Raw genomic sequence first — 23,492 nt, forward strand, 5'->3', positions numbered from 1 at the left:
CCTCCTGTCTATTAGAAATCGAAATCCATTGTTACAACTTTGCTAGTAAATGAGTTTGTAGCGTATGGACAGTCGTTAACATCGTGCGTAGTTCATCGCGTTCCCATTGACGAAGCGATTCAAATTGAATTTCTGTGGTGATTTTTTCATTCCGTAGATGCTTCTTCCAAGACATTTGAATTCTTGTTCTCAGCGCAACCTCATAGGCATGGCGAATATCATCCGCGAATCCCACCGATAATTCTCCTTTTTCAACGAGCCCATCCACTAATTGTAAAGGTGTGCGATTGATAATGTTTTTATGCACCCCGAGTATTTGTAAGCAATGATGTAGCGGGAATAACGCATGTTTCTTAATATCAATCACCTCCCGTTTCCCTTTTCCTTTAAATAAAGCAAGGAAAGACTGGGAGGCCTGTGGAATGGGTTTATTTTGCTCCTGCTGGGCCATATAATAGAGGAAAGTTTGTGATTTTTTTAGTTGTTCTTGCACCATATGTGAAAAATGTTTGTCTAAAGAGGCATTGCCATATAAAAAACGGAACGACAAAAAGTTATATCCGAGTAAAATGTAATTATCTGTTGCTTTAAGGGCCCAAGTACGGAGTCGCTGCTGCCATTGTGAAATAGAACCGCGCCATATAGCCTCGCTAGACATCATTTTCCCAAAACATCTCGTATAACCCGCTTGCTCCAGATGTACAACGATTTCTTCCCCGAGCATTGCAAAATAGTGATGTATTTGTTCTGCATTTTCCTCATCTACATCGGCATAGACGAGGAAATGATCCTGATCGGTTAACATAAATTGTTCACCTCGCGCACCGCTACCCATTTGGTACCAACCGAAGGGGACAGGGGGTAATCCTAGCCCTTGTTGTTCGAGTGCTTGTATAGCCGATTGTACACAATGTCTCGCTAGCCGATCATACAACTTCGTAATGATTTCGAGCGTGTGGATTGTTGAAATGTCATCGCTAATTAAATTTGAAAGCACATCATAGATTGCAGCTTTCACGACAGGTAAACGATTGAAAGATGCTTCTTCAATGGTTTTTAAAATCCCCATAGAACCACGATCTCTTTTAGAGAGCAAGTTGGAAAGTGTCACGACGCCGACTAAACGCTCCCCTTCCACAACAGGCAAGTGTTTGACGCCATACTTATACATGGTCGCGAGAACTTCATAGTAATAATCGTGGCGGGATACGGTATACAGTTTTTTTGTCATAATCTCTTTTGCTATGAAGGAGTTGGCAGAACCTTGGGCGATGACTCGCTGGACTAGATCCTTTTCTGTAATAATCCCCGTCAGTCGTTCATGTTGATCGACAACCATTAACGAACTAATCGATCGCTCAACCATTATGCGCGCAATCTCTTCTATAGCAGCATCTTCATACACAGTAATCGCTGGCGTGTTCATCAAATCTTCTACACGCCGCACATAAGGAGTGCTTACTCCCCATTCTTCAGCAGATTTTGCTTGTTCACCGAGGGAGGCGTACACATTTGCAAGTCGCGTAGACATGTTCTTTAATAAGGCATCGCGAACGGCTTCATAGGCTAATCGTTGTTTGACAACTGAAAAAGGGATTTGTAAGCAATAGGAGTCTTCTAACACCTCCATTTTCAGATGGTGCCGGTCAAGAGGGCGATTAACTTCGCCTAAGTAATAAGCAATATTGGAAAAGCCAATAATTTCTCCTTCCTGAATCGCTTCAAGAATGATGGATGTGCCAGCATCATCTGTTATAGATATTTCGGCCATCCCTCGTAAAATGATAAACAATCCTTCATTAGGTGTTTGAAAGTAATCGACTTTTTCAGATCTTCGATAATAGGTCAGCTTGCATGCCGCCAATAGCGATGTAAATTCCTCGTCTGATACACCTTTAAATAAAGGCAGGTCATGAACCTTGTCCACGAATTCTCGTTGTTCACTCGTTTCCATATTGAGTACCATCTCCTTACAGTAAAACCCCCTCCACTACTAAAGATGCTAGGGGAGGGGGGACATATTATCCTTCGAGCTCACGATATCCTGTTTCCGCTTTAAACTTGATTTCCGCATAATCGACTTCTTCTTTTCCTTTAGATGAAAGAAGTGTACCGATAATCGCTGCTATGAAACCAGCTGGGATTGAGACAATCGCCGGATTAGCAAGTGGGAAGATTGGCTCAGCCATGATAAATGCTCCACCACTTGGATCCATAACACTAGGGCTTATCACTACTAAGACGATGGAAACGATTAAACCCGTAAACATGGAAGCAATAGCACCTGTCGTGTTAAAGCGTTTCCAGTAGATTGTGAAAAGAATTGTCGGCATATTGGCAGCTGCAGCAACACAGAAAGCCAATGATACTAAAAATGCAACATTCAGTTTTTCGGCACCAAGTGCAAGTATAATCGAGAAAACGGCTACTGAAATAGCAGCAATACGCGCAGCTTGTACTTGTTGTTTATCCGTGATTTTTCCTTTTTTGAATACTTCAGCGTAAAGGTCATGCGCAATCGCTGATGCACCAGTCAGTACGAGGCCGGAAACGACTGCAAGAATGGTCGCGAATGCAACGGCTGCTACGAATGATTCGAGTGCAGCTCCACCCAATACAGCAGCAAGCATAGGCGCGGCCATATTACCAGCAGCATTTTCTGCAACAATTGCTTCTTCACCAACAAAGATGGCAGCTCCGAAACCTAAAATCATAATAATAAAATAGAACACACCAATAATCCAAACGGCATAAATAACAGAAGAACGAGCTGTTTTTGCATCTTTCACCGTGAAGAAACGCATTAAGATATGTGGTAAACCAGCAGTTCCTAAGAATAACGCCATTAGGACTGAAATGAGCCCAAGTGGGTTATCATAAAGAACACCTGGATGTAAGAAGTTTTCGCCGTGTTTTGTTGCCTGCGCAACTTGGTCAAAGAGCCCAAGAAAACTGAAGTTGGCTTTCATAAGCACAAGGAATGTGATAATGATTGTTCCAATCATCAGAAGGACGGCTTTAATGATTTGTACCCAACTTGTAGCAGTCATTCCACCAAACAATACGTAGACTGTCATCATGACACCAACGATTAGAACAGAAAGCCAGTAGTCAATGCCAAGCAGTAATTTAATAAGTGCTCCCGCTCCAACGAGCTGTGCAATCATATAGAAAAGAACAATTGTAATCGTATTTAAAGCAGCAGCAGCACGAACTTTCCGTGCTTGGAAGCGTGCGCCAATCATATCGCCCATTGTAAATTTCCCAAGGTTCCGAAGTGGTTCGGCAACGAGGAAGAGAACAACTAGATAGGCCGTTAACCAACCGATACTATAATAAAATCCGTCATAACCATTTAACGCTACAGCCCCGGCGATTCCGAGGAAAGAAGCAGCGGATAAGTAGTCTCCCGCGATAGCTAAGCCATTTTGCCATCCTGTTAAGGAACCACCAGCTGTGTAGAAATCACTTGCAGTTGATGTTTGCTTTGCTGCCCAATAAGTGACTCCGAGTGTTAATCCGATAACACCTAGGAAAATAGCTACTGATATAAAGTCCATTGATAAAATCCCCCTTTTGAGTGTTTTTTATATCTACGTAGACCGTTTTCAGTTTAAAACATTCTTTTTCAGGATTTCTTCTACATCTTTATCGAAACTAGCCGCTTTTTTCGTGTAAATTGTGGCAAGTGTCCATACGAGAATGAACATGCCGAACGAATACATCCATGTCCATGTGATTCGTCCGATTGCGCTGTTTTCAAGAATAGAAGTATAGGCTGTTAGAATTGGTAAAAGTCCATATGCAACACAGAAAAAAATCGTATAAGGTGTTAAAAAACTTTTTTTCTTTTTAGCCAGCGCTTTAAATTCCGGTGTATTAATCAGTTTTTCGTAATCTAACGAGGATGTAGTTTTGCCTTTTTTCGCAGGCCCATTTGTGTTGTTCACATTTACACCCGTGACATCGTCTACTGTTTTTACATTCATGATTTCTTCCCCCTTTTGTTTTGTGGTGTATTTATGATAGATTTCGTAATACGTGTTCTAAAGTATCCGATTCCCTTCATTGGATTGAAACCGCTTTCAATTGTTTGTTTATTTAATAATTGTTATAGAACACATAATTCACAATATCAAACTTATTATGAACAATCAACACATTTTTTGGAATTATTACAATTTACATTTTAATTATAACAAATAGGGAGAATAGGATGTAAATATATATTTGGTATTTGAACAAATAGTCTGGAAAGTAGTGGCCTATATACTAAAATAGTAGGCCACATATGTTCAAGTAAAGAATGGCTTACCTAATTAAAAATAGATAGATCTATTTTTTAACCGTCTACCCTTCTCTATTTTTAAATAACCGATGAACATGGGGGAGAAGTTCCCGTAGATATCCTGGTTATAGATTTTACGGTGTATCAAGTTGTCAGGGGGTTCCTCATAATGATCTGCGCTTACTATGACTTCAAATAGAGCATCTGGTAGTCCCTCAATTGCCAGGAGGTCATCTAGAAACTGATCCATTTTCTCATTGCTAAACGTTCCATCTATTTGGTAGTTGAGGTGTATTTTTGGTAGAACTTCGTTGCCTTCTTCATTGAGATTAAGCACTAATGAATCATCCATAAGCTTTTTGGCTTGTTCCTCGCGAATCGTTACGAATGTGTCGTTTCTGTAATAAGCGAGTAGATTTTCAATTTGCTGATTGGTGACGTTCTGTTTTGCTAAGTCGAGACGGATGTATAGCTCTAGTGGCGGGAAATTATCATTTTCGTTGAACTTCAAGTCTAAAAATGAACCGCCTGGTTGTTTGGCGGCATTCAGTGCAGTTTGAAAGGCGAGCGGGTAAGCATAACTGATTAGCTGGTCATATAAATCGACGACTGAAGGATTTTGCGAAAGGATCTCTGTCTGAATGACCTCGGTAAGTTTCCGTTCTTGACTGCCGATATCCACTTGAATAGTAGCCATCCCGATAAAAGTTGGTTCGTGTTCCGTTTGGTAGAAAACACCGATTTTATCTTCAATGATACTGCCTTTTACTCCCTTTAAATAATTGGCATCGTCTAAGATTGTGACCCGTAGTCCGTCTTCCGCCAGTGTTTCTACGACCATTTCTTTGGCCTGCTTTTGGATCTTCGGATTATTAATAAATTCATGGGCTTCTCTAGATCCACAGCCAGTTATAGTTAGTAGCACTATAACTAACAAGGACAATATAAAGGGAAGGGCATACTTTTTTCTCATGTAGCTAACCTCTTTTCAGGGGGAATAGGTTGTGGTGTATGTTGTAATGCCAAATTGATTCTAGTATAACGTGAAATGTTAGTAAGTGGGAGTACTTCTCTTTTTACTTATCCGAACAACTTATTTCTCGGGGAATAAAAAGCGATATGTATTGAAAAGTAGCTGACATTTATGATGAAATGGTAGCATTAGATAATTGGAGGGTAACTTTTCGAGGGGGGATGAATGTATCAAGCGTTTTTATGTATTCATCATCCAAATAATCACTACATGAATAAAGGAGGAATCCCATGAGAAAAATAGTGATAGCTCTGGCTGTCGTGATGCTATTTGCTGGGTGTGGAAATAACTCATCCGATGAAGTATTGGAACAGCAATCGACAGATGAAACGAACAAAGAAAAAGTGCAGACCGAGCAAGCCAATCAAGAACGGGAATATCTAGACAAGTTATATCAGACTGAGGAAAGTCTGAATGATGATTTGAAGGATTTATATGCAAGTAGTTCGACAAATGATGAGAAGGAGGCGTTGGCTGAAGCGTATAGAAGATGGGACGATGTGCTAAATGAAATTTACGACGTATTACAAACGACGCTTTCTACCACTGATGTGAATGAGTTAGATAACCTGCAACACGACTGGCTCAAATTTAGAGAGCGGCAGGCAGAAACCGCATTATCAGAGTTTGCGGACGGGTCATTTGAAAGCGTAGAGTATTTAAGTACACTTGCAGACCTAACGAAAGAGAGATGTTATTTTTTAGTCGAGAATTATATGAAATAATGAAAAGTAAATTATAGCAGAAGTGTATCAAGCAACAGCACCCCACTGCTTTAGCAGTGGGTTATTAGTATGCTACAATATATGGATAGTAATTGTATGAGCGAGTCACTGATTCAGCCTTTATCCATAATGTGTAGAGGGAAGGGAAATAGTATGATTTATGCAACAGGAATTGTCTCTTTTTTGTCAAAAAGCAGTGCGCCTAAATCAAAGATTTATATGAAAAATAGCCGTGTACATATGGAGATTATTGAAATAGCCGATCGGCATGTAACTGCAGAAGGTATACAATCTATAGAGATTACTTGTCGTTTTAAAGCTTCTCTGAATGAAGATTATGATTGCAGATCACTTGAGGATTATAATGGCAAAGTGAAACCTTTTTTACAGAGGTATATTAAGAATTTGATATATAGGGTAGAGGTTCATGACTTAAGGTATGGCTAACATAAATACGATTCCATTTTAGCAAGAATCTTATTCACGGTATTTTGATTATGGGCGGTCGAATGCATGTTTAGCTTTTTGAGTGCGTGATAATAATATTTTGATGATTCAATACAACGAACTTATCGTCGATTAGTGTGTCGAGCAATGTCAGCTGTTCATCTGAAAGGCCTTTTTCTGAAGAAATACATACACTTGCTCATTTTGAAAAAAAGGGTGTTGTTGAATGTCTTGGAGTTCCTGCTTGGTGCGTACGACAACGGGAATCTCGAATCCATATGTATCCTGAAGGAGCGTTTCGATTTGTTGAATATCTTAGGATGTGCCATCAAAAAGGACATTCCCTGTTTGGATGTAGGTGTGGACGTTTGTATAGGCCATCTGTTCGAACTGGGCTTTTAACGATTTCATATCTACTTTATTTCTCTTCCCAAGGTTAATACCTCTAAGCAGGGCAACAGATGACATGTCAATCACTTCAATTTAAGTTATTTTCAGTTACTTTTATTGAATCATAATCACCAGGAAATTGCTGCTATTTTGCGGTTCTCTGATATAAAGAAATTTACTAACCAGGCGGTGTCGCCAAAAATGAAGTAGAGGAGAAATGCTTGTGAAGCGAATCGCAATTGATATGGATGAAGTGCTTTCGCATTTTAGCGACGGCTGTCTTGAACTATTCAATAAGGAATTTAACGAACGGTACACAATTGAAGATTTACAAGGGAAAAAATTAGCGGAGCTAGACAGTAGATTTGCAGAAAAGGTGGAACACTATTTGGCGAATGACTCATTTTTTCTAGAGTTAAAAGTGATCAAAGACAGTCAAGAAGTGCTCCAGAAATTAAGAGCGCACTATGAAATTTACATCGTAACGGCAGCAATGGAATTTCCGGCATCACTCGCTCCAAAATATCAGTGGTTGAAACAACATTTCAGCTTTTTGAACGAAAAGCACTTCGTTTTTTGTGGAGATAAAAGCATTATTCAAGCCGATTATTTAATCGATGATACGCCAAGCAACCTGGATACGTTTTCAGGACAAGGCATCCTCTTTACAGCCCCGCATAATCGCGATGTAACGGGTTATAGGAGGCTTAATAATTGGCAAGAAGTTGAGGCGTATTTTCTTTCACCAAAAGCCGTCACTAATCTGAGTTGTTCAATACATATTTAAATTCAGAAAAGTTCATTAGCATGTACTTCCTAAAAGCAACTCCTTTCTATACAATTAGTTCTAAGCAGATTAATAGGATAAAAGAATAGTGAACCTCGCTATTTTGGTACTTCCTGAACGTCTGGCGAAGAAATCTATGTATTGGAAAGGAGTTTTTTCTTGTGAAAACAGTTGCTTCGCTTCTTGTAGAACATTTACAAGCATTTCATGTTACGCATGCATTTGGTATTCCAGGTAAAGCGGTTGTACCCCTTTTGTTAGAAATGGAAAGCAGTTCGATGTCCTTTGTATTAAGTAGGCATGAGGCTGGTGCTGGGTTTATGGCGGGGGGCTATGCAAAACAAAATGGAACGTTAGGTGTGGCCGTTGGAACATCTGGACCGGGCGGCACGAATATGGTTACTGCCGCTGGACAAGCGATGGCTTATCACTTGCCGGTGTTATTTATTACGGGGCATCCCTCGGTGAAGCAAAGCGGTCGGGCGATGGGGCAAGATTCGAGCATGTTTGGTACAGATATCGTTAAGATGTTTGAACCTGTTACGTTATTTAGTGCACGTGTCGAGCGTGGCGATCAATTTCCGCTCTATTTACAGCATGCGCTAGAATGCGCATTGACGGGGCGCAAAGGTCCTGTTCATTTATCGATTCCGGCAGATGTGTTACTTGAAGAAATTGAGCCATTTACATTGTCATTACCAAGCCTTCAGCCGGCCATTTCTCCCTATCTAAACGAAGTGAAATTATTGCTTGAACAAGCGAAGAGACCCTTGCTGTTTCTTGGAAAAGGTGTACATAGTTCAAATGCTTATGAAGAGGTAAAGCAGTTATCCAAAGTGTTCGGCATCCCCGTAATTACGACGCCGGGCGGAAAAGGTACAATTCGGACAGATCATCCGGGATATTTGGGGCCATATGGTCTTGGGGGAACGGAGGCGGCAAATGATTATTTGCAGGCTGACGTAGACTTACTGATTGTCATTGGCACAAAATTAACGGATATGACATTGCCGAGCTTCACGGAAGCTATGTATCCTAAGCAAGTGATTCAGTTCGATATCGAGCCGACATTTGTCGGGAAGTCTATTCCTGTACCGACTGTATCGGTGATTGGAGATGCGAAAGTCAATTTACGAGCACTGTTGTCAATTGCTGAACTTAGTCACATGAAGACACAGGTTCCCGAGTTTGTGGCTAAGAAAATAGAAATACAGCAAGGGAGTCACAATTATTTATCTGCTGTGACGGCTATCCGATTGATGCGGAAGTTTCTTTCGGACGACACGATTCTTTTTGGAGACGATGGGAGTCACACGTTTTATGCGATTGAACATTACGATATTTTGAAGGAAGGTACTTTTATTTCAGATGACGTGTTTGGAGCAATGGGGCATGCCATTGGTTATGCGATTGGTGCGAAATTTGCAACTACAGACGTACAGATTGCTTGTTTAACAGGGGATGGCTGTATGATGATGCATGGTGCAGAAATCTCTGCTGCTGTTTGTCATGATTTGCCTATCATTTTTGTTGTACTCAATAATGGACGGCTTGATATGGTCGATAAAGGGATGCGTTATAATATGGGGCGTTCTGTTGGTGCCGTTTACGAATATCCTGCAAATATTGCTTTATTTGGTCAGTCATTGGGCGCAGCATCATTTAGATGTGTGACGGAAAAAGATGTGGAGGAAGCCTTTCTGTCTGCGATGGCCCATCGAGCGCCAACCGTTATCGAAATTATGGTAGATCCTGAAGAAGTGCCACCGACATTGAAAAGGGGTTCATGATATGGAGAAAGATAAAGGCTATGAAATATTAAGGAAACTAACGGGGAATGCAAGTATGGATGTCATTGAAAACTTACAATCATTTTCTCCGGATTTTGGCAATATGATAATTGACTTTGGCTTTGGTGAGATCTATAGCCGCCCTCTATTCGATTTGAAACAGCGGGAATTGATAACACTTACTTCGCTCATTACACAGGGAGCCGGTGAGAGACAACTGACGTTCCATTACAAAGCAGCGCTACATGTGGGGCTAACAGTAGAAGAAATTCAAGAAATCGCGATTCAATGTGCGGCGTATGCAGGTTTTCCGAAGGCGGCGTTTGCATTAGAAGTTCTGAAAAAGGTTGTTGAAGGTGAATAAAGAGGGGGAGTATTGTCGGTGATTCAATGGGAGCCATTTGAAAAGTTTGTAGAAGCACTCATGGAAAAAGAGCAAATACCGGGTGTTGCGGTTGCGTTATCCAAAAATGGACAAACGATATATGAGCGAGGATTTGGGGCTAGGGATGTAGCGGCGAATGAGCCGGTCACTCCGGAAACGATTTTCGGTGTCGCATCGATTACCAAATCATTTACTGCGCTTGCGATTATGAAATTGGTGGATATTGGAAAACTTCGAGTCGATGATGCGGTGATTAAGTACTTACCCGACTTGCAATTCGTGGACTATACCAACATGGAGACTATTAAAATTCATCATCTCCTTTCCCATACAACAGGACTTGCAACGATGGAAAGGAAAGAACATCTGACAACATTTGAAGAGCATATCCATTATTTAAATGAAAAAGCGTGGACTTGGTTAGGGAAACCTGGGGAGTATATTTGTTATAACAACGACACATTTTTGCTATTGGGTGCGATTATTGAAAAGATAACAGGTGAAAGCTATCAGGACTATATAAAGAACACTATTATAGATCCTTTACAGATGGCGAGAACGACTTATAGTCTTCTTGATTTACAGCTGCTTGAGAATGTCACACAGCAATACGTATTGGAAAAAGGTAAGCCGGTTGTTTGTCCATGGCCGACGTTGGGGAATTACGCTGTCGGAGGGGGAATTCGTTCGACGGTCGTTGATTTATTGAAATACGGTAATGTCTATGTGGATGCACTTGAAAAGAATATCGTCAATGACTCCTATCGATTGCAAATGGTACAGCCCGTTCAGCGAACACATGGTAATAGCTATTATGGATTTGCGCTGCAAACGACGCCTGATTATGAGGGTGTGACGTTAGTTGAACATGGTGGAGGACAGCCGGGTGTATCGTCGAATTTTGGATTTGTTCCTGAAGAGGGAATTGTGGTGGCTGTCTTAACGAATCTCAGCGGGGTTAGCGCCGATGCAATTTGGCTTGCGGCAGTGAATACTGCATTAGGTCTCCCGGTTGATGAAAAGAAAAGTACGCATCCTCACTTTGATATGACGCAAGAGCAGATGGAGCGTTTTGTAGGGACATATGTGTCAGATGAAGATGCGGATATTGACATGACAATCACCGATCAAACGATGATGGCAACCATTGATGATACTATGTATACACTTCGAGCAAGTGACGAGCAAACACTTGTCATCGACTCACTGGATAAGCCGATTCGCTTCTTTTTCGATGAGAATAATAGTGTATGGGCGTTGTTTATTGGGCTTAGGATGTTTGTAAAACGTGCGTAATTAGTATATAGAATCTATTCATCACAAAACCCCCGCTTTATGTGAAAGTGGGGGTTTGAAATTTATTCTCCTGTTTCTGGTGAAAATGTACGTTGGCCGAGTTCTTTTTCGTAGATGAATAAAGCATTTTTGTCTTCGCCAATGCGTTTCAAATACTCGATATGTGTATCGAAGGAAGCTTCTTCTTCAACTTGCTCGTCCAAGAACCATCTTAAAAAGGAAATGGTCGCATGTTCTTTTTCTTCCCACGCCAAATCTGTCAGTTCATAGAAATTTTTCGTGACTGTTTTTTCTTGTTGTAACCCTGCTTCAAAGGTATCTAAGATGGAGCTGAAATCAATTTTAGGTTCGGATGTTGCAGAAAATTTGGCTTGGAAGCCTCGGTCATTTAAATAGTTGTAAATTTTCATGCCGTGAAAGCGTTCTTCCTCGGCCTGTTGGAGATAATAGTTGGCAAAGCCGCTGTAATTATTGTATTCGCAGTAAGCACCCATTGCCATATACGATTGGGCAGCATCGAATTCGTTGTTCATTTGTTTGTTAAGCGCATCTGCTAATCGTTGACTAATCATCGTGTAGCCTCCTCTTTTATAATAAATCATCTATTACATAGTATAAACGATTTACTATCCACAATCATGTAATCTGTTTCGACAAAATTCTTTGGATTTTTTATCTTCATTCAGCAAATCTTTTTGTACTGTAAGCTAAGCGTCAGCTACAGAAAACTCCCACCTTCATAGGTGGCGGGATGAATGCGGCTTTGTTTTTCTGTTCAGTGGGTGTTCAAACGCTTGCTGAACGAGAGAGGAACACAGGCTAAGGTTGCCACGTCCAAAGAACGGTGCTTTAATTTCTGCAAAAAAGCGTAGAAATACGGCAAATCGAACCCTTCGCTGTTCGATTGGCAACGCCTGCATGACCTACATCGTGTAGGCCCAAGCCTCCGACGGATGTCACAGATTTTTTAGAGAAGCTTTTCGAGTGAACTCGAAAAAAACTGGACGCAATTACGCCGAGGCGTAATTGATTGAATTGAATCGAATAATTGGACCATAGTAATACCGAACAAAAATGTTGGAGAGGAGGTTTTAGTGTGGGAAGAGATAATCATCAAGGAGCTAGTAAAAACGCAGCATCTTTGCCGCAAACACCCAAAAAACAAAAAATCAAAGCGGGTGCTATGAAAGAGGAAATTTCGATGGAGTTGGCGGAACTCGGTAACTTAAACCCGAAGCATGAGCCTATGACGCCGAATCAACGTCAAAAAAGCGAATCGGAAAAGACGTATAAGTAAAGGGTACATCAATAACCATCCATATTCCTACGGGAAATGGGTGGTTATTGCCGCATAGTTCTCAATGCTTGCTTCATACTACGTTATAAAAGAAATGAAGGGAGCTGAAAAAGTGGATGCAGCACAAAGACCTCCAGAACTCCAACAGTTACAAGAACAGCTTCGGCAACTAGAACAACAATTACACGCCCACCAACAGCAACTACAAGAAACCACTCCATTGCAACAACCGGCACAACAAGCACCACAATCAGAGTCGCAGCAACAACCGGCACAACAAGCACCACAATCAGAGTCGCAGCAACAGTCACAACAAATAGCACAATCAGAGCCGCAACAACAAGCACGACAGCCAGAATCACAACAAGCGAACACAGACAAACAGCTTCCTCACTACTTTACATTACCTAAAATTGTCTCGACTGTAGATATTGGTTATCTTCAAGAGATGCTGAGCTCGAATTTGCGTGCGGTAAAGCAGTATCGGCAAGCTGCACAAGATTGCCAGCTTCCTGATTTAAAACAACAATTTACGGAGATAGGGCAAATGCATTTGGCGCATTACAATAATTTATTACAATTCTTGGCTAAAAATGGAGGCGAAGCGCAATGACTTTTTTGAATAAAATCAAAAACCCTAAGACGCAGGTTTCTACGAAAGCAAATGTCGACGATAACGATATGTTGAGTGCCGCACTGGCAACGGAAAAAAACATGTGTGATACCTATGTAAAGGCCATGCAAGAGGCAAGTCACGACAATTTCTATTTACTCCTTTTTGACATGTTTAAAGAAACATCTCGCGAACGGCGGAAATTAGTAGACCTACAGTTTCAACATGGTTGGTTGACGCTGACAAAGGCACCTACTACAGAAGTAGCGGCGCTTGAACAGGAATTTAATGAGGCGAAACAGCAACTACAATAATCCGTAATTATATGGACTTCCTGCTTTCGTTATAATAGAACAAAGGGGGAGTGGGATTATGTGTTTGATTAATTTTCATTATGGGGAGCATCCGAACTATAAATTGATTGTTGCAGCAAATCGGGATGAATCCTATGCACGTCCGACTGCGGCGGCTAATTATTGGGAGGATTATCCGAATCTATTAGCAGGTCGTGACTTGCTTCATTTGGGGACATGGCTAGGGGTTACGAAGTCCGGTCGTTTTGCAGCATTGACTAACTACCGTGACCCGGCGGAATTCGATGTGGACAAGCAGTCGCGTGGTGATATTGTGAAGGATTTTTTAACGGATATTGTTTCACCAGCTATATTTCTAGAAACGTTGAATAAAAATAAGGATGCGTATGCGGGCTTCAATGTCATTATGGGCGATGCGAATACCTTATTTTATTATTCAAATAAACAGGCAGAGATAGTAGAAATTCCGACAGGGACGCATAGTTTGAGTAATCATTTGTTGAATACGCCTTGGCCAAAAGTGACGAAAGGTCAGTCAAGGCTTCGAGATTATGTACTGCAACATGATGTGATTGAACCAGCTTTGCTTTTTGACATACTACAAGACACGGAGATAGCAGCGGATGGGCAATTGCCGGATACAGGTGTGGGATTGGAACTTGAGCGCCAATTGTCACCGCTTTTTATTAAAACACCTGATTACGGAACGCGCTCTTCCACAGTCGTTTTGCTTGGTCATGATCAACGGATCACTTTTGTGGAACGTACATATTTGAATGGGGAACTAGCGAGTGAAAATCGCTTTGAGATATAGGGGATTCTTGAATTTTTAATCGTGAATGAACCGCGCAAAGTCGATGCTGAACCGAGCGAACCTAAACCGAATGCATCCCGCCATTTCAAAAACTATCATAATACTCTCTTTACTGACGAAATCCAGCTGTTCGTGAGATAATAGAGGAAGAATGAGAGGCTGATAAAAATGACATTTCAAGATTTTCGCTTAAGCAGTGAGATTACACGGGCGCTCGACGGGCTTGGGTATACATCACCTACAGAAGTGCAGGAGAAGGTCATGCCAGCAGCGATGGCAAGGCATGATTTGGTTGTGAAATCGCAGACGGGAAGCGGGAAGACGGCGGCGTTCGGCATTCCGATTTGTGAGATGGTGAATTGGGATGAGAATAAGCCACAGGCGCTGATTTTAACGCCGACGCGTGAGCTTGCAGATCAGGTTAAGGAAGATATAACGAACATTGGTCGTTTTAAGCGGATTCGTGCAGCGGCTGTTTATGGGAAGCATCCATTTGCTTATCAAAAAGAAGAACTGAAGCAAAAATGTCACGTTGTTGTCGGTACGCCCGGGCGTGTCTTGGATCATATTGAGCGTGGGACACTTGTGCTGGACCGCATTGATTTTTTCGTGTTGGATGAAGCAGATGAAATGCTGAATATGGGCTTTATTGACCAAGTGGAATCCATCATTAATCGCTTACCGAAAAATCGGACGACGATGTTATTTTCTGCGACATTACCAGAAAAAATTGCACAGTTAAGCAGTCGTTATATGAAGGAGCCAAAGCGTATTGAGATTGCGTCAACCGTTACATTGACGGACCAAATTGACCATTCGCTTATCGTTGTGAGGGAGCAGCAGAAGTTTGACTTGTTGCGCGACGTGACGGTCGTTGAAAATCCGGATAGCTGTATTATTTTCTGTCGTACGAAAGATCAGGTTGATACGGTCACGGAGCAGCTTGAGCAACTGTTTTATACATGTGATGGACTACATGGTGGAATGATGCAGGAAGATCGCTTTGAAGTGATGGATGCATTTAAACGTGGTGAATTCCGTTATTTGGTGGCAACGGATGTTGCAGCGCGGGGAATTGACATTGACAGTATTACGCACGTCATTAACTACGATATCCCATTGGAAACGGAAAGCTATGTCCATAGAGTAGGGCGAACAGGGCGTGCTGGCAAAAGAGGAAAGGCGATTACATTTGTTACTCCGCATGAAGAGAAGTTTTTAGCAGATATCGAAGCGTATATTGGCTTTGCCATTCCGCAGCGCAATGCGCCATCGAAGCAATCTGTGGATGCAGCGAAGGATGCATTCATTGCCAAGCTGGAAACACGGCCTAAACTGAAAAGGAACAAAAACGAACAAGTGAACAAGGATATTATGAAGCTCTATTTCAACGGTGGGAAAAAGAAAAAGCTACGTGCCTTTGATTTCGTCGGCACGATTACAAGTATTCCTGGTATCACTGCTGAAGATATCGGTATCATTAAAATCCAGGACACGGTGACGTATATCGATATCCTCAATGGCAAAGGGAAGCTCGTATTGAGTGAAATGAAAACGAAGACGGTTAAGGGGAAGCAATTGAAAGTGCATAAGGCGAATAAATAAGGTATATACATTGAAAAAGGCTAATCCTCAACATAGGATTAGCCTTTTTCAATGCCATTAGATACCAATAAAATAGCCAAGTGTAATAAAAAGCACACTGGAGATACAAGTACCGATGCTGGCAAAGAGTAAATACTTACGTATATTCATGCCACTCATTCCAGAAAAGTAGCAGACGAGATGCCGCATGCCGGGAATGAAATAACCGAGTGTGACGGTCCATAATCCGTAGCGATTAAACCATCTTTCGACAAGATGTAATCGTTGTGGTGTCAGGCTTACCCACTTTCCGTATCGCCGCAAAAGAGGTTTCCCAATTTTTCGACCAATGGTATAGGTAAATAACGTGCCAGACAGGACACCGAGTGCGACGATAATCATTGAAAAGAAATAACTCAGTAACCCAATGGATGCAAAATAGCCCACAAAAGTGACAACAATTTCATCGGGGATGGGAAGACCGAAAATCCCGATTGCTAAAAAGAAATAGACAGCGAAGTACCCATAATCGATGATAAAATCTTGGAATTGTTGCATGTAGATTCACCACTCGTTTGAGAAATTTTTGGCGATATTATCGCCTATTGCTGTATCCATTCTCCAACCGGTTGGCCTACTTTTACCTCTGTATTCAAGTGAACTGTCGGTGTGAAGTCTGGATGATTTTCAACGAAAAGAATGACGGTGGAACCGAAGCTGAAATGACCGAATGCATTTCCTTTTACACATTCTTTTGATGCGTTAAGGATCTGGATACTATTCACGTTTAACGCGCCTACTTTTACAATCGCCATTTTACCGTAAGGCGTTTGTACCTCGGAAATTAATCGATGATTGGTGGAAAATGGGCTCTGTCCAAGTCGCAATCCTAAATTATTCACTGGGTAGGATACACCGCCAAGTGCATAGCGAGAGATCAATTCACCTGTCATTGGATAATGGAAATGGTGATAATGACTAGGAGAAAGATAGAAGATAAAGTAGAAGCCATCTTTATAAGGCGAAGCTTGTTTGTCAGTGCCCATGATTTCGTCCAGCCGGTACTGGTGGTCTTTGATAAGGAACGTCTGAGAAGCATCAATTTGCCCCATCCCACTCAGAACACCATCGACGGGAGAAATCATCGTGTTCGGAGAATCATCTATTTGACGGCGTCCCTCTTGTAACTGTCGTGTGAAAAAGGCTTGTAAGCTTTTGTAATGGTGAAGTGGGTACTCCATTTCCTCTTCATTGATGTGATAGACAGTAGAAAATGGTCGTACGAGTGGTTGGCTTAATCGTGAAGTGGTAAACGACTTTAAAAGTGAAGAAGAAACGGGGTTGCCCGTTAGCTCTACAAAATATTTAAACAATGTTCTTTTCATATGTTCCATCTCCGTCTATTCAATCTAGTTACCTCTTTGTAAAGCGAATGGTGCTAACCATTAATAGCGCTAAGCTGAGTGTTGATACAATGAAAAATAATGGTTGCATATAGGGAACAAGGAAAAAGCTTAGTGTCATCGCAACTCCCGCTGCTGTAATTGGAACACCGCAAAACACACCGTCAAATTCTGTAACATTGTAGCGAGCAAGACGGACTGCGCCTGCTAATACGTAAAAAACAGTAACAAGAATACCTGCCCAAGGTGTTGTATACATAGCTGTTTCGTAAATTAACAATGCTGGAGCTAAGCCAAACGATACAAGATCACATAACGAATCGAGCTCTTTACCAAAAAGTGATTCCGCATGGTAGTGTCTCGCCACCATACCATCGAAACGGTCTAGTACAGCTGCAAGAAAAATGAAAACCAAACTCATATGATGTAAGCCATTCATAATCAAAATAATAGCAAGGACGCCAAAACTAAGATTTAGTAATGTAATGGCATTGGCCAACTGAGCCTTAATTTTTGTTGCATCAAAATAACCTGATAAAAACATGAAATCCCTCCTCACAACATGTATATGAATTCGTGAATGATTCATAGCCCTATCTTCAACTACTAAAGAAATAATAATACCACATTTTAGTGCAGTAAGTGCTGATTTGCGATAAATACTGAAATAGCCCAGTTCTTTTTAACCCCCCCTCGTTGAATAAAGAAAAATCCATGTGTACATAGGATAAGAGACATATTAGAATAGTTATGGGTCAAAATCCTAATTTAATCACTTTTGTAGACAAATAACTTAGCTGATTAGATACAATAGTCAGACAAATGTACTAGTTATATGATAGAGTAATAGAACCAATTATTTTTGAAAAATGATTGAAATGCGGATGGGCCTTTGTGCTTGTAATGGGATGCAATTGAACTTAAATTGCGCATTTTATTATAGGAGACGTATGGAAAGAGAGGTTGAAGATCTATGCAACATATGCATGGAACTCATGATATATCATTGGTTGTACTGTCATTTGCGATTGCTTTTATGGCTTCACTCACAGCTCTTGATACGGCGAGGAGGGTTCATTTTTCAACTGGTTGGCAAAGGAAGCTATGGTTGCTAAGTGGTTCGTTCGCAATGGGAATTGGGATTTGGGCAATGCATTTTATTGCGATGATTGCCTTTGAATTGCCTGTACCAATTTACTATGATTTAGTTCTGGTGTTCGTTTCGATTATTGTTGCGATTGCAGCATCTATGTGCGGCCTGTACTTTAGTTGCAAAACAAACATGAATATCGCGAAATTAGTTGTCGGTGGGACCATTATGGGGATCGGAATAAGCGGCATGCATTATATTGGAATGGCTGCAATGGAAGGCATACATATTACTTATCAGCCCGTTTACTTCGTTGTTTCAATTTGTATAGCAATCGGTGCTTCGATTATTGCACTTATGCTGACGTTTCGATTCCGTGAAAGTCAACAAGGAATAGGCAACAAAGCAAAAATCGTTAGTGGAATGGTGATGGCCATTGCCATTGCAGGTATGCACTATACAGGGATGTTTGGAGCAAGGTTCATACCAGACCATCAAATTGCAGAAATCGATAAGACATCTCTTGATATGGATGCAGTCGTTACAGCTGTGACGATTAGTACAATTGTTATACTTGGAATTGTGTTGGTGATTTCGTTTGTATTGGATCGAAGATTAGATGAAGAAATTACCTTTAAAGATGCTATTCTTGAGTCCGTATTAGATTGTTTAATTATTATTAACAATAAGGGCAATATCATCGAATGTAATCCTGCGGTGACAACAACATTTGGCCATGCGCGAGAAGAGCTAATTGGTCAGCATATGGAGCAAAAACTGTTGGGGCGGTTAGCTGAGAATAACGTAGAAACAGAAAAAATACAGTACAATCAACGTGTAGAAATGACTGGTATTCGCTGTAATGGGGAGACATTCCCAGTCGAATTGACTGTGACGAAAATTAAAAAAGAAGGATTACCCCTGTTTACGGTATATATGCGCGATATAACACAGCTTAAGCAATCGGAAGAAACAATCTGGAAAATGGCTTACAGAGATTCTCTGACGGGTTTGCCCAATCGCCGTTTTTTTAGTGAACATCTGAATGTGTCGTTAATAGAAGCAGAAGTGCATGAGACAAAGCTTGCTGTAATATTTTTAGATTTGGATCATTTTAAGCTTATCAATGATTCTATGGGACATGCTTTTGGCGATATATTATTAAAAAGTGTGGCGGAAAGACTACGTAAATGCGTAGAAGCACCGGATATTGTTGCGCGAAATGGTGGCGATGAGTTTACACTTATTTTGCAGGATACAAATGACCAGTTAGCAGAAACAGTCGTTGAAAACATTATATATGCGTTAAACGAACCGTTTGATCTTGGAGAACAGGAAGTCTTTATCTCGACGAGTATTGGAATCTCGATGTATCCAGCAGATGGAGAGGATCAGGAAGTTCTTGTGAAGAATGCAGATACTGCAATGTATGAAGCGAAAGAACAGGGGCGGAATGGCTATTCATTTTTCAAGGCTGGACATGAGATGAAAATGTTGAAAAAGCATCAGCTGGGGAATGAGCTTCGAATGGCGTTGGAGCGCGATGAATTGATTTTACACTATCAACCGAGACTTCATATGGGGAGCGGACAAATTATAGGGGTAGAGGCGTTAGTACGCTGGATTCATCCTGAAAAGGGATTCATCCCACCTGATGAGTTTATTCCGCAAGCTGAAGAGCTGGGATTGATCGTCCCGATTGGTGAGTGGGTTTTACGAACGGCGGTTGCTCAATGTAAAAAGTGGCAAGAACAAGGTCTATCATTGCAAATGTCTGTCAATCTGTCCGCCGTGCAGTTCCAAAAAGCAGATATTGTAAAAGTGGTTTCAGAAACATTGCAGCGCGAGGAATTAGCGCCTGGATTGTTAAATCTGGAAATTACGGAAAGTATGATGATGAATGCAGAGTACTCTATTCGAGTATTGCAGGAGTTGAAAACATTAGGCGTGCAGCTTAGTGTAGATGATTTTGGGACAGGGTATAATTCGCTGAGCAGTTTGAAGAAAATGCCACTGGATTACCTGAAAATAGATCGATCCTTTATGCACAATATTCCTGATGATCCTGAGAATACAGCGATTGTGAAGGCAATTATTTCGATTGCACAAAGTTTGAATTTGAATGTTATTGCGGAAGGGATAGAAGAGGAGCAACAACTCGCATTTCTTCAGCAACTTCATTGCCATGAGATACAAGGCTATCTAGTCTGTCGTCCAGTCCCGGCTCAGGAGTTGGAAAGGTTTCTAGCTGATTATATGAGTCTTCAGGTATTGCAATTACTTGACGGTAAAAGTGCCAGTGAGACAATAAAATCCAGCTCTCCGTTGTGAAAATGGAGAGTTGGATTTTTATGTCGTCTATGCTTGATTATTTCTGTAAAACAGCGTAACGTTCACGCATTTTATTTGTAGCAACAACCATGTTTTTCAAGGATGCAATCGTTTCTTCGTACTTTCTTGTTTTTAGGCCACAGTCTGGGTTGATCCAAAATTGACTTGGCTCAAGTACACCAAGACCTTGCTCGATGATATCGACCATTTCTTGCACTTCAGGTACACGCGGGCTATGGATGTCATAGACGCCGAGACCGATTCCTTTATCGTACGAGAAGTCATTGAAGGCAGAAACGAGATCACCGTGGCTTCGGGATGTTTCAATGGAAATAACATCTGCATCGAGTCTACTAATGGAATCGATAAAGTCATTGAATTCGCAGTAGCACATGTGCGTATGAATTTGCGTTGTATCTTGCACGGAAGCCGTTGACAGTCTGAATGCATTGATGGCCCATTCGAGGTACTCATCCCACTCTGATTTTTTTAGTGGCAAGCCTTCACGAAGAGCGGGTTCATCCACTTGGATAATGTGGATGCCGGACGCTTCCAATGCTTCGATTTCTTTACGCAGGGCAAGTGCAATCTGATAGGTAACATCTTTACGTGAAATATCATCACGTACAAATGACCAGTTCAAGATGGTCACAGGACCTGTCAGCATCCCTTTCATCGGTTTATCCGTTAAGGATTGAGCATAGACCGACTCATCTACAGTCATTGGGTCGATAAAGGTCACATCGCCGTAAATGATAGGCGGCTTGACACAGCGTGAACCGTAAGAAACGACCCAAGCTTTTTCAGTGAAAACAAAGCCACCCAATTTTTCGCCGAAATATTCAACCATGTCATTTCGCTCGAATTCGCCATGAACGAAGACATCCAGCCCAATATCCTCTTGAATATCAACCCATTGCTTGATTTCATTGCGGACGAATTCACGATATTGTGCATCTGTCGATTCGCCTTTGCGCCATTTTGTTCGTGCGCGTCGTACTTCTGGTGTTTGTGGGAAACTACCAATTGTCGTTGTGGGTAACAGTGGCAAGTTGAATGTTTCTTGTTGCTTGTCACGACGTTCTTTGAATGGTGCGTTTCGTGTGCTATCTTGTTCTCTGATACTTTGAACGGCTTGCAGTAAATCAGGATGATTTCTTGCGGGTAGTTCCGCGAGCTTTTGACGTGCAGTTACACTTGCTACTACTGCATCAGCGATAGCTTGATTCCCTTCGCGTACGCCTTTCACAAGCGTTGTGACTTCCGCAAGTTTTTCATCTGCAAAAGCAAGCGATGCTTTGATCGTTGCGACAAGTTTTACTTCTGATTGTACAGTAACCGGAACGTGCTGTAGACTGCTTGAAGGTTGTACCCAAATACGATTCGCTGGCACAAGCTGTGTCAATGTACCGAGCAGAGCTGCTTTATTCTGTAAATCTGCACGCCAAATATTACGTCCATCAATTAGGCCAACAGCCAGTACTTTATCAGCCGGGAACCCATGAGTTTGTAAGTGCGCAAGGTTTTTCTCAGCTCCTTGTGCAAAGTCGAGACCGATTCCAGCGACAGGTAGTGCGATAACTTCTTCGTATGATTCCAGTGAATCGAAGTAGGTTTGTAACATAATTTTAATATTCGGGGCTGCTTCTGTTAACTGCTTGTAAATCTCTTTGACGGTTTGTAGGTCTTCTTTTGTCAAAGAGGTTGAAAGGATTGGCTCCTCTAGTTGAATCCATGTAGCACCCGCTTCCGATAACTCGTTCAGAATTCGGCTGTACAGGGGAATGAGCTGCAAAATGAATCCTGGAATATCTTTTTTCTCAAAGCCTTTTGATTGTTTTAAAAATGTATAAGGACCGATTAAGACAGGTTTACCATCAATGCCTAACTTTTCTTTTGCTTCGAGATAGGCTGTAAGTGGTTTGTTTTCTGTTAATGTTAGTTTTCTCTGCCTGTATTCAGGCACGATATAATGATAGTTTGTATTGAACCATTTCGTCATTTCAGATGCAACGGCGTCATCATTCCCACGTGCAATCGAGAAATACGTTCTAAGTGATACCTCTCCACCTTGCCAGCCGAAGCGCTCAGGCACCATTCCGAACATCACCGCTGTATCGAGCATCCGGTCGTATAACGTGAAATCTCCAACAGGAATGAAGTCAATGCCTGCATCCTGTTGTTTTTGGAGTCGTTCCAAGCGAAGTTTTTCGATGTCAGCTAGAAATACATCCTCTTCTAATTTTCCAGCCCAAAATGCTTCGAGCGCTTTTTTCCATTCTCTGTTGCCCCCGATATACGGGTAGCCGATCGTACTGCTGATAATTGACATATTGTTTCGTCTCCTCTTTTTGTGAAATGAAGAAGTGTTTATTATTTTTAGGTAATAAAAAAACACTTCTAACGAGGGTTAGAAATGTTTACGTAGTTGATTCCGTTGAAACGGATTTTGCGTGCCTAAAGGCATACAAATCATTTGCGTTTGCATTCTAACACTCCCTATCGACCGTAGGGTAGAGCGTTATAGAAGTAGGCAGCTATCTGGCTTCAGCAAATTTGCTGTTACAGTGGCGGGACCGCGCCGGATTATCGTTTCACCGGCTTCGCTATTAAGATCTAATGAATATATCTTTCATCAGACCACCTAATTCCATTGCTTTACTATTCAATTATCGATGTCTTCAACGCTAACAGATGAAAAATAGTCTGTCAACTAGAGTATAAGAATGATTTAGGATATTTGGAGATTCATCTATCATGATTCGAAGAGAAATGGTTGAACATGTTAATTTTTCTTAGTATATTAGTAGTGAAAGAATAATGAAAAAGGCAAACTTGTCGAAAGGCAAGGGCGCAAAGCTATGGGCCTAACCAACTCACGTTATATGGTTGCCAGGTTGCCATT

At 41.4% G+C, this 23,492-nt stretch carries 21 protein-coding genes, 1 pseudogene and 2 riboswitches; of the genes and pseudogenes, 12 read left to right on the plus strand and 10 right to left on the minus strand.

All coding sequences use genetic code 11. The features are described 5' to 3' along the window. Window positions 1-31: 31 nt before the first annotated feature. The 4 genes from MKY34_RS09680 to MKY34_RS09695 all read right to left on the minus strand — a co-directional run bounded on the left by MKY34_RS09680 (window position 32) and on the right by MKY34_RS09695 (window position 5,261). Entirely contained in the window at window positions 32-1,954 is a 1,923-nt protein-coding gene (locus MKY34_RS09680; protein WP_342514957.1) for a DUF294 nucleotidyltransferase-like domain-containing protein, read from the minus strand. A 67-nt stretch (window positions 1,955-2,021) separates the two neighbouring features. Then, complete coding sequence (locus MKY34_RS09685) at window positions 2,022-3,560, minus strand: cation acetate symporter (protein ID WP_342514958.1); 1,539 nt, start codon at window positions 3,558-3,560, stop codon at window positions 2,022-2,024. Between the two features lie 48 nt (window positions 3,561-3,608). Continuing rightward, window positions 3,609-3,989 carry a DUF485 domain-containing protein gene (locus MKY34_RS09690; protein WP_342514959.1) on the minus strand — a complete coding sequence of 127 codons (381 nt, stop codon included), beginning with the start codon at window positions 3,987-3,989 and terminating at the stop codon, window positions 3,609-3,611. Between the two features lie 330 nt (window positions 3,990-4,319). Further along, on the minus strand, window positions 4,320-5,261 hold the full coding sequence (locus MKY34_RS09695) for a hypothetical protein (protein WP_342514960.1): 942 nt from the start codon (window positions 5,259-5,261) through the stop codon (window positions 4,320-4,322). 290 nt (window positions 5,262-5,551) lie between these two features. On the opposite strand from MKY34_RS09695, the gene MKY34_RS09700 reads away from it, so the two are divergent. Both MKY34_RS09700 and MKY34_RS09705 read left to right on the plus strand, forming a co-directional pair. Next, a complete protein-coding gene (locus tag MKY34_RS09700) occupies window positions 5,552-6,046 on the plus strand; it encodes a lysozyme inhibitor LprI family protein (protein WP_342514961.1) in 495 nt (164 codons plus the stop codon). A gap of 153 nt (window positions 6,047-6,199) precedes the next feature. Beyond that, window positions 6,200-6,493 (plus strand): hypothetical protein, encoded by a 294-nt coding sequence (locus MKY34_RS09705; RefSeq protein WP_342514962.1) that lies wholly within the window; start codon window positions 6,200-6,202, stop codon window positions 6,491-6,493. A gap of 150 nt (window positions 6,494-6,643) precedes the next feature. Here MKY34_RS09705 and MKY34_RS09710 read toward each other — a convergent pair. Then, window positions 6,644-6,961: pseudogene (locus tag MKY34_RS09710) on the minus strand (DUF1697 domain-containing protein). A gap of 139 nt (window positions 6,962-7,100) precedes the next feature. Between MKY34_RS09710 and MKY34_RS09715 the strand changes: the two are divergent. The 4 genes from MKY34_RS09715 (at window position 7,101) to MKY34_RS09730 (ending at window position 11,141) form a co-directional block, all read left to right on the plus strand. Next, window positions 7,101-7,670: a 5'-3'-deoxyribonucleotidase gene (locus MKY34_RS09715; protein ID WP_342514963.1), complete on the plus strand. Its 570-nt coding sequence runs from the start codon at window positions 7,101-7,103 to the stop codon at window positions 7,668-7,670. Window positions 7,671-7,831: 161 nt separating this feature from the next. Then, window positions 7,832-9,460 (plus strand): thiamine pyrophosphate-binding protein, encoded by a 1,629-nt coding sequence (locus tag MKY34_RS09720; protein WP_342514964.1) that lies wholly within the window; start codon window positions 7,832-7,834, stop codon window positions 9,458-9,460. Between the two features lies 1 nt (window position 9,461). After that, complete coding sequence (locus MKY34_RS09725) at window positions 9,462-9,824, plus strand: carboxymuconolactone decarboxylase family protein (RefSeq protein ID WP_342514965.1); 363 nt, start codon at window positions 9,462-9,464, stop codon at window positions 9,822-9,824. 18 nt (window positions 9,825-9,842) lie between these two features. After that, a complete protein-coding gene (locus MKY34_RS09730) occupies window positions 9,843-11,141 on the plus strand; it encodes a serine hydrolase domain-containing protein (protein WP_342514966.1) in 1,299 nt (432 codons plus the stop codon). A 62-nt stretch (window positions 11,142-11,203) separates the two neighbouring features. Here MKY34_RS09730 and MKY34_RS09735 read toward each other — a convergent pair whose 3' ends face one another. After that, window positions 11,204-11,713 (minus strand): ferritin, encoded by a 510-nt coding sequence (locus MKY34_RS09735; RefSeq protein ID WP_342514967.1) that lies wholly within the window; start codon window positions 11,711-11,713, stop codon window positions 11,204-11,206. 524 nt (window positions 11,714-12,237) lie between these two features. Between MKY34_RS09735 and MKY34_RS09740 the strand changes: the two genes are divergently transcribed. The 5 genes from MKY34_RS09740 (at window position 12,238) to MKY34_RS09760 (ending at window position 15,784) form a co-directional block, all read left to right on the plus strand. Further along, window positions 12,238-12,438 (plus strand): hypothetical protein, encoded by a 201-nt coding sequence (locus MKY34_RS09740; protein WP_342514968.1) that lies wholly within the window; start codon window positions 12,238-12,240, stop codon window positions 12,436-12,438. A gap of 112 nt (window positions 12,439-12,550) precedes the next feature. Further along, window positions 12,551-13,051: a hypothetical protein gene (locus MKY34_RS09745; protein ID WP_342514969.1), complete on the plus strand. Its 501-nt coding sequence runs from the start codon at window positions 12,551-12,553 to the stop codon at window positions 13,049-13,051. Continuing rightward, entirely contained in the window at window positions 13,048-13,365 is a 318-nt protein-coding gene (locus MKY34_RS09750) for a spore coat protein (protein WP_342514970.1), read from the plus strand. The genes MKY34_RS09745 and MKY34_RS09750 overlap by 4 nt, the downstream gene beginning before the upstream one ends. A gap of 58 nt (window positions 13,366-13,423) precedes the next feature. Further along, window positions 13,424-14,179, plus strand: coding sequence for an NRDE family protein (locus MKY34_RS09755; RefSeq protein WP_342514971.1), 756 nt, complete (start codon window positions 13,424-13,426; stop codon window positions 14,177-14,179). Between the two features lie 159 nt (window positions 14,180-14,338). Continuing rightward, window positions 14,339-15,784, plus strand: a complete 1,446-nt coding sequence (locus MKY34_RS09760) for a DEAD/DEAH box helicase (protein WP_342515227.1) — start codon at window positions 14,339-14,341, stop codon at window positions 15,782-15,784. 57 nt (window positions 15,785-15,841) lie between these two features. Here the strand turns inward: MKY34_RS09760 and MKY34_RS09765 are convergent, their stop codons facing one another. Genes MKY34_RS09765 through pssA form a run of 3 tightly spaced genes read right to left on the minus strand, consistent with a single transcriptional unit; the run spans window position 15,842 to window position 17,710 of the window. Continuing rightward, window positions 15,842-16,321 carry a DedA family protein gene (locus tag MKY34_RS09765; protein ID WP_342514972.1) on the minus strand — a complete coding sequence of 160 codons (480 nt, stop codon included), beginning with the start codon at window positions 16,319-16,321 and terminating at the stop codon, window positions 15,842-15,844. A gap of 44 nt (window positions 16,322-16,365) precedes the next feature. Further along, the gene (locus tag MKY34_RS09770; protein WP_342514973.1) at window positions 16,366-17,148 is read right to left on the minus strand and encodes a phosphatidylserine decarboxylase; all 783 of its coding nucleotides are present in this window, start codon (window positions 17,146-17,148) and stop codon (window positions 16,366-16,368) included. A gap of 28 nt (window positions 17,149-17,176) precedes the next feature. Next, a complete protein-coding gene (gene pssA, locus MKY34_RS09775; RefSeq protein WP_342514974.1) occupies window positions 17,177-17,710 on the minus strand; it encodes a CDP-diacylglycerol--serine O-phosphatidyltransferase in 534 nt (177 codons plus the stop codon). 429 nt (window positions 17,711-18,139) lie between these two features. Here pssA and MKY34_RS09780 point away from each other — a divergent pair, with 429 nt between their 5' ends. Beyond that, complete coding sequence (locus MKY34_RS09780) at window positions 18,140-20,587, plus strand: EAL domain-containing protein (RefSeq protein ID WP_342514975.1); 2,448 nt, start codon at window positions 18,140-18,142, stop codon at window positions 20,585-20,587. Window positions 20,588-20,624: 37 nt separating this feature from the next. Here the strand turns inward: MKY34_RS09780 and metE are convergent, their stop codons facing one another. Then, a complete protein-coding gene (gene metE, locus MKY34_RS09785; RefSeq protein WP_342514976.1) occupies window positions 20,625-22,919 on the minus strand; it encodes a 5-methyltetrahydropteroyltriglutamate--homocysteine S-methyltransferase in 2,295 nt (764 codons plus the stop codon). Between the two features lie 182 nt (window positions 22,920-23,101). After that, a riboswitch (cobalamin riboswitch) is annotated at window positions 23,102-23,250 on the minus strand. 155 nt (window positions 23,251-23,405) lie between these two features. Further along, a riboswitch (cyclic di-GMP riboswitch) is annotated at window positions 23,406-23,492 on the plus strand.

This window comes from Sporosarcina sp. FSL K6-1522, from assembly GCF_038622445.1.
Taxonomy (GTDB): Bacteria; Bacillota; Bacilli; order Bacillales_A; family Planococcaceae; genus Sporosarcina.